The organism is Aequorivita iocasae (genome assembly GCF_016757735.1).
GTDB classification, from domain to species: Bacteria; Bacteroidota; Bacteroidia; order Flavobacteriales; family Flavobacteriaceae; genus Aequorivita; species Aequorivita iocasae.
Window position 1 is genome coordinate 2,732,665 of the sequence record NZ_CP068439.1, and the last position, 13,898, is coordinate 2,746,562.

Genomic DNA, 13,898 nt, shown 5'->3' on the forward strand with positions numbered 1-13,898 from the left:
AATATTAAGAAATAGGCTTAAGAAAGCTGTACATTAAATATTTTAAAAGTAAAAAGGGTGAAATAATCAAAAGGGAGCCCCATAAATTTTGGGGGCTAAAGATGTTCGGGAAGTTTTTTACCACAAAAAACATCAAAATACCACCCAAAATAATCGATATGTGCAACACTAGTAGGGGTGGGGTGAAGGGGCCAATTTCTAAGGAATTTGATTGTTTCCCACGAAAAAGAAATTGTTCCAATACCACGATGATTAGATTGACATTAAAAAACCAGTTCTGAAAAAAGAGAATGCCCATATTGACCATTGTCACTTCCTCATTGCCCCAACTGGCAATAAGACCAAAGAAGACGACGATAAATACAAAGTAAATAGCCATCATAAACAGCGGGCCAAAAACAGAAAAGGACACCTGTTTTTCCTCACGGCTTTCGTTCCTAAAACCATAGATGGCAACGGCAAGGATACGGATGAGTTCTGTCCACCAAAAAAAATAAATTATGTAAAAGATGGTGGTTTGCCCAAACACTACAGCCAGCGCCGTAATAAAAGTGAACAAAAGCAAATCGTTCCTTTTATATTGGTGTATGATAGTATGAAATGCAGGTTTCAAAAGCAGCAATTCCTTATTTTTTGGAGTTTATCTCTTTCAATGGATCAATCGTAAGCTGTGGTAATGCCTTGGCCTGCTCCTCATATTTGGTAATATCTGCCTCAGTATCTGTGGCTGCTATCACGGCTTTTTTTCCGTCATATCCCAACCCACGGTAAGTAATCTCGTGTACATGCCATTTTTTATCGCTCCAAGGTGCCTTGTCCAGTCGCAATCGAATGCGTTTGGTCCAATTGCCTTGTTTGTCAAATTCATACATATAGGCATCGTAGTAGTTTAACATGGTATAGGAATAATCTACTTCTATCCCCGGAAGATTATCTTCATTGTACATCGTGAAGTTATGCCCACCACCAGAGGCTATATAGATTTTTTGTCCTTTGGCGTTATAGAAAGTTTCCCTAAAACCATCGTGTTGGGCATAGCCATCGCCATACGGTCTTATTTTCCAAGTAAATTCATAGTCCTTCTTTATGGAACGCGCTACTATGGTATCGCCTTTGGCATCGGTCTCAAATTCGCTGTGAAAGCCCGCATACAGATTGCCATGAAGCCAAAACAGGTTTAGTGTGGTTTGGGTATCCGCTTTGCCTTTATCAAAAAGATTTTTTTTATTGGTGGTGTATTGGGTATAATTGGGATTATAGGTAAAGGTGGTGCTGTGGTATTTTGGGTTTTCAAAAAGGGTCACATAGCCATCATTATTGAAGGCATAGCGCGTAATGGTGGGAGTGTCGCTCATGGCGATACGGTCCTTTATATTTAGGTCTTTTTTGAATTGGTGCTCCTCAATGGAGGTTACATTGCCTTTCGGGACTTCAAAATCTCTTTTTAGGGGACTGTGCTGCGCAACGGAATTGAGTGTTGTAAATAATGTAAGTAGGGTTACAAGTTTGGAGAGTGTTTTCATAAATGGAATAATTATTTACAAAAATGAAAGAAGTACTGTTTTTTCACAATACGACAATTGCCCTATTTAAACTGATCAATTTTGGAGTTGGATTAGATTCCAATCGCGGAATGAATACCTTGCTGTTCCGGCTTTAGAAAATAAAAAAATTAGCAATTAGAAAATTGAACAGATTGCTTCAGTCGCTCCTCCTTTGTTGGCTACTAATGACAGGCTATTCATAATATTCTGCTCAGGGCAGGCTTCTTTTCGAAGGCAGAGTTTCAATTCCTTTTTTATATAAAATTGTTTAACTAACTGATAAAGGTCATTTTAGGCATTATATGTTCTCTATAACTTTACAGAACCAATTGATGGGTGAATTGTGATGGTTGCGAAAGCATTAAGAACGTATGATTTCCGACAGATGAGGATCCAATAGCCAAAACCTGCTAATTTAATATTCCTGAAAATGAAAAATATTTTACTTCCCACAGATTTTTCCAACAATGCCTTTAATGCAATGGAATATGCTGTCAACCTTTTTAAGGATGAGGAGTGCACCTTTCATTTATTGAACACTTACACGCCTATTGCTTATAACGTAGCCACTGTGGCCGACAGCTATTCGACTATGATGATAGAGGAAATTACACGAAAAAATTCTGAAAATGGTTTAGAGGAAATTGCAAACCAACTCATGGAAAAATACAATAATCCAAAACATGTTTTTGTAAAGCATGCAGCCCTCAACCTATTCATAAGTGAAGTTAGCGCCATGGTTGAGGAGCATATGGTGGATTTAATAATTATGGGCACAAAGGGTGCCACGGGTGCAAAGGAAATTTTTCTGGGAACCAATACCCTGCGTACAATTAAAAATGCGAAATGTGCAGTTATCGCCGTTCCCGAGGACTTCAGCTATGAGGCTCCAAAAGAAATATTGTTTACAACAGATTTTAATTTTTCCTTGGAAAATAAATTTCTACCACTATTAAAATCAATTTGTACCAAACATATTTCCAGGCTTAATATTCTGAATATTTACTGGGGGGAACCCTTGACGGCTGAACAGGAAAAGGTAAAAGCCGATCTGGATGTTTATTTTAAGAATAGCGCCCATTTATTCCATATAACCAAATATGCGAATTTGGTGGAGGCTGTAGTGGAATTTCAAATAAAGTTCAAGATCAATTTTATGGTGATGATACATAATAGACATTCGTTTTTTGAAAATCTTCTGTTTACGCCAGTGATAAAACGGCTGGTATGTCATACAAGCGTGCCCTTTATGGTAATTCCGGCTCATAGCCAAGCAAGAAATGAATAGGTGAATGCTAAAACGTCTAACTTAATTAAATGGAAAATCATGATATTTAAATTAAAAATCAGAAATATAATTTTCATTCTAACCATAATTATATTGGTAATCATGGCCCTAGGTTTTTGGTACAAACAACGCTATTCCATGGAAGAGGTGGCGAAGGAACAATTGCATTCCAAAAATTCGGAAACCAATATTTTAATAGCTACCCAGGGAAGCGATTTCAAAAGGGCCATTGTAACCAATATTAAAAATCACTTTAAGCTAGATACCGTTTTTCTGAATATCATAGATGTAAAGGATCTCCCCAACATAGAAATCAATGAGTATAAAGCGGTGGTAATAATCCATACGTGGGAATACGGTTCTCCGCCCGTTTCGGTCACAAACTTTATTTCCAAAAATTTGGATGCCAAAGAGAAGTTGATAGTTCTCGCAACATCAGGAAAAGGTACAAACAAAATTGAAGGCATTGATGCGCTTTCGGGAGAATCGATAGTAGAGAACGCCAGCGACTATTCCGATGAAATTATTGCGCGGCTCGTTAAAATTTTGGAATCCACTAAATTAAAACAATCGTTATGAAAAAGCTATGTCTGCTCCTTGTTCCTTTATTCTTTATGAGTTGTTCCAGCATTCAGGTGGTTGATAGTTGGAAAAATGAGGACATACTATTTTTTAAACCCCAGAAGCTATTGGTCGTAGGGATAACAGATAACTTAACGGCAAGGAAGATCTTTGAGGAAAAGATGAAAAATGAGTTATTAAAAAGAAATATCAATGCCGTGGAAAGCACCCAGGTTTTGGAGGAATCATTTTCAAATTTGGAACGAACTGAGGAAGAAATCCAAGATATGATTAAGGGGCTTTCCGAGAAGGGATTTGATGCCGTAATTATTTCCGTGGTAAAAGGGGTAGATGAAAAAAACACTTATTATCCAGGATATTATACCGTGGACTACCATTGGACACGTTTTGGGAAATATTACTATCGCTATCAGGATATATACTATAACCCGTCGTATTATAATGCATTTAGTATTTATCGGGTGGAAACATCAATTTATAACATAAATGAACCAAGTGACAATGCGCTGGTCTGGGTTGGAGCCCTAAATATTATTGATCCCCAATCCATAAAAAACACGGTAAATGAATATGTTGCAACTATAATGAAGCGGCTTGAAAAGGAAAGAATAATCACGCCTATTTAAGAAGACTGAAATATTAGGAAATAAGGGTAGTAGCAATAAGCTTACCTTTTTTAATAAGAAAAGGATGAAAATATTTAAAGTGCTGTTTTTTATTTTGGGCTATTCTTTGTTTGGATGTATGGACAGCGGTCAAAAAAAGCCCATTTTACAACCCCCAGCTCTTCGTGCTGTGGAAAATGATCTTAAAATTGATACTCAGGAACCGGAAACGATACTACTGGACAAGGATGTATCCATCCGGAATTATTTTAGGTGGATGGATAGTGTGGTCGCTGTCCACAATACAAACCATACCTATCAGCTAGATGAATACATTTTAGTGCACCATAATCCTTGGATCATTGACACCCTCGCACATACCGATTACTATTATTTGATGGAAAGGGGAATATTCAACGAAGATCCACAAGCACTACTTGCCCTGCGCAAGGGGCAGGAAATAAAAGTGCCTGATTCGCTACAAACTATAAATATAAAGCAGCGGCTTTTAAACACCTATTTAGACATAAATATACCGGCATTTAGGTTGCGTATCATTGAAAACGGAAAGCCAGTCTACAAATTTCCGATACGTGTAGGGCAAAACGGTAAGCGGTATTTGGCCATGGCTAATAGGGAAGTGGATATGCGCACAAAGCCGGGGGTTGGAACGATTATACGTGTAAATAAAAACCCGGTTTTTATCAATCCCAAGGACAATCACAAGTACCAAAGCACGCGGCGGGATGATGGAAAAGTGACCAAACTACCGGCAATCCCGTGGTTGGAACCCGCTATAAACGGACAGAGTCTGGGGCAATTGATTCACCCTACAACAAACTTGGAAACCTTGGAAAAGGCATATTCCAATGGGTGTATCGGACTGCGGGAAGCAGATGCCTGGGTGGTGTATTATTATGCTCCTTTGGGTACAAAGGTGTTGATTAGATATGATTTAACCGGCAAAAATGAGAAAGGTGAGGCCGTGGAATTTAAAAATATCTATCCAGGTTTTGAAAATAGGAGCATTCGGAAAGAAGCGTTGGAAGCAGCGCTGAAGGCCGTTGATGGAAAGCCCATTCCTGTTTGCGACTGCCATTTATGAGGAGGGTTTAAATTGCCCAATTTTTAGTGTGTGTAATTTAATTGTGGGGTGAGGTTGTTTGGGCTATCAATTTTCCATCTTCCATTTCAATTATTCTGTCCGTTTTATTTGCAAAATCTTTGTCGTGGGTTACGATAAGAAGAGATAATTGTTGCTCGATACTCAATTGCCGAAAAATATTAAACACATTTTCAGCATTATAACTGTCTAGATTTCCCGTTGGCTCATCGCCCATTATAATGGATGGGTTATTTATTAAAGCCCTGGCAATGGCGACCCGTTGTTTTTCTCCTCCTGAAATATGCGATGCTTTTTTTAAGCTTATGGTTTCTATATCGAGCATACGCAGTTTTTCAATGGCATCGTGTTCAATTTCCGCAAATGATTTTTCCCCCAGCTTTTTTGCAGGTAGCATGACGTTTTCAAGCACAGAAAATTCCGATAATAAATAATGGAACTGGAACACAAAACCTATATGCTTGTTGCGAATATGGGAAAGATGGTTATTGGTCTGCCCGGTAATCAATTGGTTATTCAAAAACAACTCGCCTTCATAATCGGTATCCATCGTAGAAAGAATATACAGCAATGTAGATTTTCCGCAACCGGATTTGCCCATTATGGAAACGAATTCGCTTTGGTTTATTTTAAAGGAAATATCCTTTAATACGTGAAATGTTGTCGCATTTTTAAAATATTTATTGATATTTCGCGCTTCAAGGACTGTTTTCATATTTTGATATTATTGGCCCCTAATGATTTCAACCGGGTCTATTTTTTTAGCTCGTATGGAAGGTAGGTAGCCAGCGAAAAAAGTTGAAAATAGGGCAAAGATGATTCCTATATAATAGTGCCATATCCTATAATTTATGGGATATGTTGTTATGGTGGGTAGGGCTTGGGTTTCAAATGGGATGTTGTCTATAATTGAAGAAAGCACAAACCCTAAAAGCAAGCCAATAAGGCCTCCTACAATCCCGATTATTAGAGCCTGGCACATAAATATAAGCTGTACGTCCCTTCCTGAAAACCCTGTGGCCTTTAGAATGGCGATATCTTTCATTTTTTCATAAATGAGCATATTGAGAATGTTGTAAATACCAAAGCCGGCCACTATTAATAGGGTTATAGATACGGCATATGTAATAAGGTTGCGAATGGAGGTGCCTGTTTCAAATTGGGCATTGGCCGTATTTATGTCCACTGCTTTTACGTTAAATTGCTGTTCCACCGTTTGGGCCATCGGCAAGGCTTTGGAAATATCATAAAGCTTGACATTTATATCGGTTATATAATTTTCCGGTTCACCCATTATGCGCTGTACGGTTTTAATAGTTGCAAAACTTTGAACGTTGTCCAAATCCGCGATACCACTTTGATAAATACCCACAACCTTGAGCGGAAAAAGTTTTCCCGTACTTGTGGTTACTTGGACCCTATCGTTTTTTTTCAATGATAATTTTTCGGCGATCCCGGAGCCCAGAATTATTCCACTATCTGTATTTTCCAAGGCTTCGGCAGAACCTTCCACCAAGTAGTTTTTAAATTCAAACAGCTCCATTTCACGCCTAATATCAATACCCGTTATGTTTCCGCCCAGTTCTATTGGCCCCGCTATATAAAATATTTGGGTTTTTACCTGTGGAATAGCGCCACGGACGTTCTTGTCCTTATTCAAAAGCTGTAGGATAGGTACGGCATTGTGGATTTTCTTTTGGGTTTGTTTTGGTTTTATGGAGGAAACAATATTCAAACTATTTTCAAATTCTGAATACAGATCTACGGGTTGGTCTTTTGAGGGTTCTATCTCATTGAAAATATGGATATGTGGAGTTTGATTAAGTACCAAATCATCCAGCATGTCGTTAAGTCCCGTCATAAAGCTGACCAAGGTTATATAGGAACCAATACCGAAAGTAACCCCCAAGGCAGCTATTGTGGTCTGCTTTATTTTGCTGACCAAATGTGTTTTTGCAATCGCGAGAATTAATTTCATTTTTTTCACGGCTCCGGTTTATAGATCCATGTATCAGCGTTTATTCCTGAAATAATTTCTACGGTGTCCAAATTTTGAAGGCCCACTACTACTGGAACAATCCCATTCTCCGTTTTCACTTTTGAACCTGGAAGCAAGTATTTTCGGGGAATAGTCAATACATTCTCTTTTGTCTCCACAATTATATTAGCCTCCCCTGATAAGCCGGGATAGAGAGTATGGGGGCTTTTTTCAAAACGGGCTTCCACCAAAAAAGTCTGATTGCGTTCGTCCTTTTGGGGGTAAACCTTACTTATATGAGCAATAAATACTTCGGGGCCATAGGCATCAAGGATAAGCAAAACTTTTTGTTCTTTCTTTATTTTTACAATATCAACTTCATCCACCAGCATTTCAATGATAAAAGTGGTAGCGCTTCCAATGCTGGCCACGGGCTCCAGAGTTGTAATTATTTCACCGGGATTTTTGTAAAGCGCATATACCTTGCCATTGATTTTGCTCACAAGGGTAAAGTCTTTTGAATTGATTAAGGTTGTTTTATAGGTATTGTTTGCCTGTGATACTTGGGTTCGCAGTTCGTTTTTAGTTCTGCGGTAATTTGTTTGAGCAATTTCCAAGGCATTGTATGAAGTCTCATACATTAACTTTTTAGCTTCATATTGTGCTTTCGAGCCTATTTGCTGTTCCCACAGATTTTTCTGCCGAAAATAATTAATGGAGTCGTCCTGATATTTGAGAATTGCATTTTTGAGTTCCTTTTCCACATTGTTGGTAAGGGCTGCCTTTCCCATATAATTCTCCTGTGCAAGCAGAAAGTTGAGTTTGGCATTTTCAGCGGTGAGCTGGGGGCTCGTATTTATGATTTGTACTATAGGGCTTCCTTGAGAAACAATGTCATTTTCCTCCACCAGATTTTTTTCCAATATGCCATTGACGTTAGCAAAAGCTTGATATAAACTGTCAGGTTGAACGGTAAGGGATGAATATACCGATGAAGTTATTGTTTGCAGCAAGGGTTGGATTTTTTCCTCCTTAGAAGAACAGGAGACTATTCCAAGCGCAAGAATAAATTGCAGAGTCAGAAATCGCATAGGAAAAATGTTTTATCAAAATTCCAATAAAATTTTTCCAATAGGAATGATAAAAATCATATTCCCCATTGGCTCCATTTCCGCATTTTGAAAAAACAGACAAGTGAAAAATATAATGCACTGATTAATATCATTCCGTACTTAACACATTGTATATAGCTTTGTTACAAACAGGGCTGAGGCCCATAAAGTTTAATGCCATGAAAAAAGATTTTCCGAAAAACTATGAAATGTTAGTTGAGCTTATGGATAAGCTGGGAGTACAAATTCAAGAAACCATGCAGGGGTTTGGGCAATTACATAAAGCCAGTATTGCGGAAGGGGCTTTGACCTCAAAGACCAAAGAATTGATTGCCTTGGGCATAGCCATTACGGTACGATGTGATGGTTGCATTGCCTATCATGTGCACGACGCCCTTGAGGCAGGTGCCAAGAAGGAGGAAATTACCGAAACCATTGGGGTAGCGATATTAATGGGAGGCGGTCCATCTGTTGTATATGGCTGTGAGGCATTGGAAGCCTTAACCCAATTTACTGCCTTAAAAAAAGCTAAACCTAGAATATGAAAACCGATAATATTAAAATAGGCGATCTGCATTTTGAGCATGTGCATTGGCAAAAAGAACTTCTATTTTGGGAAGATGAAGTGAAATCGTTTAACAACCGCTTGACGGAATTTTCAAAACGGTGGACAAATAAAAAGGTTTTGGCCCAATTGGATCATTTTCAAAAGCAATTCAATGATCACGAAAGGGTGATGAATTCATTGAAATGCGATGTTGATGCCCATGAAACCAATATAGCTACCAACGATGAAAGAGGAGGGGATGCCATAAATACCGTTTTTACAAAATATCATTTCGCTTTAAGGGAACGTATGGAAATACTGCGAAAAGTCCATGCTAATTTGAAAACGGATTTTTTCCAGTTTCTTTCCAAATATATTTAAGAACGTAAATTGGTTAGCAAGATCATTACTACATATGTTTTTGTAACGAAATACTTTTGATCTTTTCAATTTTATTTGGCAAAACCCTTTTTTTAGTTTCTGGATTTATTAAGCTTATTGGTCCTACCTCTTGGAGAATTGGTGGGGGCTTTTCTCACTGGGAGTTTTTCTACATTTCTATTCTGTTGCAGCCTATCGGTTTTGTATCTGTCGATTTTATTTCTAAGCGGATCGGGACTTATTTCGTCAATATTTCTATAAGTTCTTGGTTCTGGAGTGATAATCCGTGGTCGGTAAACCTGCAGTTCTTTTTCCTTGCGAGTTGTGGGAGAAGCATTTTTAAGTTCCCTTAGCGGAATGGGATCAATTTTTCTATTGGTGCTTCTTTCTACTTCGGCAATTTCGGGACCTTTTGCATAAAATTGATCGTGATAGCGTGTATTTCCATAATTAGTATTCGTCTTTATACGCCCGATAAAACCTTCGTCCAGGTTGCTTCTTCCCCGATTACTGATATCCTTATCATGTATGTAACGACGATCCACCACGTTCCAATAAATGATTCCGGGAGGTCTCCATGTGCCATACCATAATATTACGTTTACAGAAGGCATTAATGGCGCCCACGCATAATAGTTATCTATTTCGCCCCAAATTACCCAAGCTGGGGCCCATTCGTATCCCGGAACCCATAACCAGCCATAATGATAGTCATAAATCCATCGGCCGTAATGGAAGGGAGCCCAACCCCAAGAATATAACGAAACCCAAATCCATCCCTCAGAACAATACTCCCAATGTCCGTTGGTAAAATAAGGCTGAAAATTGCCATCTACGGAAGGATGCCACACATGGCCATAGCCGGGATAGTTAATCCAAATGCCGAATGGCGACAGGCCATCATAAAAATCCTGATAGGTTATACTAACCTCTATTTGCTGTGCTGATAATTTTTCCTGCATTCCAAGACTGAGACCGAATACTAAAATCAATACCTTTAGCTTATAAGTAATTGGGCGTTTCATTTTTTCTTAGCTTTATCGTTAATATGGGAAAGGTAGTAACTGATTATTTATCTTGAAATGATTAAGGTCAGGTAGCCGGTTTTTGCATTTATTATTCCTTTGACTTTGAAAATTCAGGCTTCGTCAAAATCTGAAAATTTGAAGTATGTCACTTCATACTTTAAGGGACGATATGGTTACCTTATTATGGTGTAAATATTATGGCAACATTTAGACTTGAGGACATCTTCCGGGAATTGATGCAGAGGTATTGCGCGGATAAAACTTATATCGCGAAGTGCTGGAGGGAGATTGAAAAAAAGTACACCACGGCTGGGCGATTTTACCATATCTGGACCATCTAGCGATGATGGTGAAGGAGTTTAAAAAGGTGCAATCGGCCGTACAGGAGGTGGATGTAGTGTTATTTGCTATTTTTTATCACGATATTGTTTACAATCCCTTGCTTTCCCATAATGAGCAAAAGAGCGCCAGACTGTTTAGGAAACGTTTGGCTCCCACCCATTTTCCGCATATAGCGAAAGTAATAACCTTAATTGAAGCAAGCAAAACCCACAATATGAGTACAGATTTTGATACAAATCTTTTTCTAGACCTGGATCTGCTGATTTTGGGAAGTAAAAGAAAGGTTTATCTGCATTATTGCGAAAACATACGAAAGGAATACCTGATGTTTCCTGATTTTATATATCGCCCTAGACGAAGAAAACTACTCTTACGCTATTTATCTCTTGAATCCATATTTAAAACTCCCTATTTTATTGAGCGATACGAAGCACAGGCACGTAAAAATTTAAGGTATTCCATTAGGGAACTGTCCTAAATTCATATACATCGACTACCTAACTGACAAAAGTCATTCCCAGCTTTCTGTGCTTCCACTAATTTTGGTAAAACATTAGTTTTCAAAATATACGACAACTGAACCTATTCTATATGGAAGCACTAATTAAAACATTTGATGAAATTCACATTTCAGATATAGCCCAAGTAGGGGGTAAAAATGCCTCCTTGGGGGAAATGTACAATGAGATGACTGCGGAGGGGATTGCAATTCCTAATGGTTTTGCCACAACGGCATTTGCTTATTGGGAATTTCTTCGGGAAAATGATATTGAAAATAAGCTGGTTCTTCTACTGAAAAATCTTGACAGAAAGACATTTTCGAATCTGTCGGAAATAGGAAATCAAGCGAGAAAATTAATTTTGTCTGGGCAGTTTTCAAGGGCATTTTCACAAGCCATTATTTCTTTCTATGGACAATTGTGCGGTAATGAACCTTTCGCTGTAGCCGTTAGAAGCAGCGCTACTGCCGAAGATCTACCTGAGGCCAGTTTTGCAGGCCAACACGATACTTTTTTAAATATAAGTGGCACACAGGCTTTATTGGCTGCGGTTAAAGATTGCTTTGCATCCCTATATACAGATCGGGCTATAAAATATAGAGAGGATAAGGGCTTTGGCCATGGCACAGTTGCCCTCTCGGTGGGGGTACAAAAAATGGTCCGTGCAGATGTAGGCTGCTCTGGGGTAGGCTTTACCTTAGAGCCAGAATCGGGATTTCAAAACATAATCCATCTTTCGGGAGTTTGGGGGCTAGGGGAGAATATTGTACAGGGCACTATAAATCCAGATGAATTTTACGTTTTTAAACCTACGCTAGAATTGGGAAAACAAGCAATAATTGAAAAAAAATTGGGCAGTAAAGCGCTCACTTTAATATACGCGCAGTCCGAAGGCCATTCTGCCACCATGAATATACCCACCCCGCAACAAAAGCAGGAGCAATATGTACTAAAAGATTCCGAAGTAACCCAGCTTGCAAAATGGGCTTTGGCCATTGAAAGGCATTACGGTAAGCCAATGGATATTGAATGGGCAAAGGATGGAATTACACAAGAACTTTATATAATTCAGGCTAGGCCGGAAACCGTACATAGTCCTAACGGTAAAAATATTGTTTCAACCTTTTCCCTTACGCAAAAAGGGAAGATTCTGGTCACGGGTAATGCCGTTGGCACCAAGATAAGGGTGGGAACCGCCAGAATACTGACAGATCCACAGCAAGGGGAAACATTGCAAAAAGGTGACATAATTGTTACGGATACCACTAGTCCTGACTGGGACCCATTATTGAAAAAAGCGGGGGGAATAATTACCAATAGGGGAGGTAGAACCAGCCATGCCGCCATTGTAGCAAGGGAGTTGGGAGTACCGGCGGTAGTGGGAAGCAATTACGCTACCCAAAATATTAAGGATGGGCAACTCATCACAATATCATGTGCGGAAGGAAAAGTTGCCTATGTTTTTGAGGGCGCACTTCCGTTTATAGAAGAGGAAATTAATTTTTCAAACATTGCAATGCCCCATACGGAAGTGAAATTAATTCTTTCAGATCCCCAACAGGCCTATCAATACTCCTTTTATCCCAATAATGGGGTTGGGCTTTTGCGTATGGAATTCATCATTACCCATAACATTAAGATACATCCCATGGCCCTTTTGAAGTATGATGAAATGAGGGATAGCGCCGAAAAGGAAACAATTGCCGGTATAACAAGACAATACGAGGATAAGGCCGCTTATTTTATTGAAAAATTAAGTGAGGGCATTGCCACTATGGCCGCGGCCTTTTATCCGAAAGAGGTTATTGTAAGAACCAGCGATTTTAAAACCAATGAATATGCAAATTTGATAGGCGGGAAGCAATTTGAGCCCAAGGAGGAAAACCCCATGTTGGGCTTCCGAGGGGCAGCCAGATATTTTAACCCATTGTATCAAGAGGGTTTTGAGCTGGAGTGCAGGTCCATAAAAAGGGTACGGGATGAAATGGGGTTGACCAATGTAAAAATAATGATCCCTTTCTGTAGAACTTTGGAAGAAGCACAGAAGGTGATTGCGTTAATGCAAAAGTTGGGTCTGGAGCGGGGAGTGAATGGACTCCAGATTTATATGATGGTCGAAATTCCGAGTAACGTAATTATAGCCGAAAGTTTTGCCGAATATTTTGATGGTTTTTCCATAGGCTCCAATGACCTTACACAGCTTACCTTGGGAGTAGATCGCGATTCGCAGCTATTGGCGGGTACTTTTGATGAAAATGACCCGGCAGTTAGAAAGATTATTGCAATGGCGATAGAAAAAGCGAATGCAGCTGGAATTAAAATAGGATTGTGTGGCCAAGCCCCCAGTGACTTTCCCGCTTTCGCATCCTTTTTAATTGAAGCGGGGATTGATAGTATCTCCTATAATCCAGATGCTCTTTTGAGAGGTATTGAAAATATGGTAGCGGCAGAAGAAATGTTAAATTTTAAAAAAATATCTTCCTACTGACCTAGGTCATATGCAACATACGTAAACTGATATACTTTAGTACTGTAAATCTGAATTGAGTTCTTTAAAATATTGAATTTTACTGTGTAACAGTGGGAATAATTCACTTTGAAAATAGAATTATGATTACATAAGAATAAGGGGTGGCTACTTTAGCAATATTGGTGTCGCTTTTGTTCCCAATAATTTATAAAGCCTATTTTCAATGGAACAGGAGTGCCGAAAGGCACTTCTGTTTCTAAATAAAAAAATATTTTTTTTATTTAGAAATGGTTTTTATTGGCTAAACCCAATAAAAACATTCCTGGAAGGCAACACTCATCCAAATCGGATAGTAGGCACGTCTTAGTAATAAGAAACGAAGCGTATTATTGTAAGTA

Annotated in this window: 14 protein-coding genes; 8 read left to right on the forward strand and 6 right to left on the reverse strand. The window is 38.8% G+C overall.

Features of this window, described 5'->3' with window-relative positions; genetic code table 11:
* Positions 1-4: 4 nt before the first annotated feature.
* On the reverse strand, positions 5-613 hold the full coding sequence (locus JK629_RS12590) for a hypothetical protein (RefSeq protein WP_202335971.1): 609 nt from the start codon (positions 611-613) through the stop codon (positions 5-7).
* Positions 614-626: 13 nt separating this feature from the next.
* Positions 627-1,523, reverse strand: a complete 897-nt coding sequence (locus tag JK629_RS12595; RefSeq protein ID WP_202335972.1) for a hypothetical protein — start codon at positions 1,521-1,523, stop codon at positions 627-629.
* Positions 1,524-1,974: 451 nt separating this feature from the next.
* On the opposite strand from JK629_RS12595, the gene JK629_RS12600 reads away from it, so the two are divergent.
* From JK629_RS12600 to JK629_RS12615, 4 genes are all read left to right on the forward strand, one after another.
* Positions 1,975-2,832: a universal stress protein gene (locus tag JK629_RS12600; protein ID WP_202335973.1), complete on the forward strand. Its 858-nt coding sequence runs from the start codon at positions 1,975-1,977 to the stop codon at positions 2,830-2,832.
* Positions 2,833-2,871: 39 nt separating this feature from the next.
* On the forward strand, positions 2,872-3,411 hold the full coding sequence (locus tag JK629_RS12605) for a hypothetical protein (protein ID WP_202335974.1): 540 nt from the start codon (positions 2,872-2,874) through the stop codon (positions 3,409-3,411).
* The gene (locus JK629_RS12610; RefSeq protein WP_202335975.1) at positions 3,408-4,040 is read left to right on the forward strand and encodes a hypothetical protein; all 633 of its coding nucleotides are present in this window, start codon (positions 3,408-3,410) and stop codon (positions 4,038-4,040) included. Before JK629_RS12605 ends, JK629_RS12610 begins: the two co-directional genes overlap by 4 nt.
* A gap of 64 nt (positions 4,041-4,104) precedes the next feature.
* Positions 4,105-5,124 (forward strand): L,D-transpeptidase, encoded by a 1,020-nt coding sequence (locus JK629_RS12615; protein WP_202335976.1) that lies wholly within the window; start codon positions 4,105-4,107, stop codon positions 5,122-5,124.
* 37 nt (positions 5,125-5,161) lie between these two features.
* On the opposite strand, the gene JK629_RS12620 is transcribed toward JK629_RS12615, so the two are convergent.
* The 3 genes from JK629_RS12620 to JK629_RS12630 are packed head-to-tail and all read right to left on the reverse strand — an operon-like array spanning position 5,162 to position 8,211.
* On the reverse strand, positions 5,162-5,857 hold the full coding sequence (locus JK629_RS12620; RefSeq protein WP_202335977.1) for an ABC transporter ATP-binding protein: 696 nt from the start codon (positions 5,855-5,857) through the stop codon (positions 5,162-5,164).
* Between the two features lie 9 nt (positions 5,858-5,866).
* Positions 5,867-7,120: an ABC transporter permease gene (locus JK629_RS12625; RefSeq protein ID WP_202335978.1), complete on the reverse strand. Its 1,254-nt coding sequence runs from the start codon at positions 7,118-7,120 to the stop codon at positions 5,867-5,869.
* 5 nt (positions 7,121-7,125) lie between these two features.
* Complete coding sequence (locus JK629_RS12630) at positions 7,126-8,211, reverse strand: efflux RND transporter periplasmic adaptor subunit (protein ID WP_202335979.1); 1,086 nt, start codon at positions 8,209-8,211, stop codon at positions 7,126-7,128.
* 230 nt (positions 8,212-8,441) lie between these two features.
* Here JK629_RS12630 and JK629_RS12635 point away from each other — a divergent pair, with 230 nt between their 5' ends.
* Together JK629_RS12635 and JK629_RS12640 are read left to right on the forward strand one after the other, a co-directional pair.
* Positions 8,442-8,777, forward strand: coding sequence for a carboxymuconolactone decarboxylase family protein (locus JK629_RS12635; RefSeq protein WP_225626020.1), 336 nt, complete (start codon positions 8,442-8,444; stop codon positions 8,775-8,777).
* Entirely contained in the window at positions 8,774-9,160 is a 387-nt protein-coding gene (locus JK629_RS12640; protein WP_202335980.1) for a hypothetical protein, read from the forward strand. Before JK629_RS12635 ends, JK629_RS12640 begins: the two co-directional genes overlap by 4 nt.
* 92 nt (positions 9,161-9,252) lie before the next feature.
* Here JK629_RS12640 and JK629_RS12645 read toward each other — a convergent pair whose 3' ends face one another.
* Positions 9,253-10,185 carry a DUF6600 domain-containing protein gene (locus JK629_RS12645; RefSeq protein ID WP_202335981.1) on the reverse strand — a complete coding sequence of 311 codons (933 nt, stop codon included), beginning with the start codon at positions 10,183-10,185 and terminating at the stop codon, positions 9,253-9,255.
* Between the two features lie 370 nt (positions 10,186-10,555).
* On the opposite strand from JK629_RS12645, the gene JK629_RS12650 reads away from it, so the two are divergent.
* Both JK629_RS12650 and ppsA read left to right on the forward strand, forming a co-directional pair.
* Entirely contained in the window at positions 10,556-11,008 is a 453-nt protein-coding gene (locus tag JK629_RS12650) for an HD domain-containing protein (RefSeq protein ID WP_202335982.1), read from the forward strand.
* A gap of 113 nt (positions 11,009-11,121) precedes the next feature.
* The gene (gene ppsA / locus JK629_RS12655; RefSeq protein ID WP_202335983.1) at positions 11,122-13,518 is read left to right on the forward strand and encodes a phosphoenolpyruvate synthase; all 2,397 of its coding nucleotides are present in this window, start codon (positions 11,122-11,124) and stop codon (positions 13,516-13,518) included.
* The last annotated feature ends 380 nt before the right edge of the window (positions 13,519-13,898 follow it).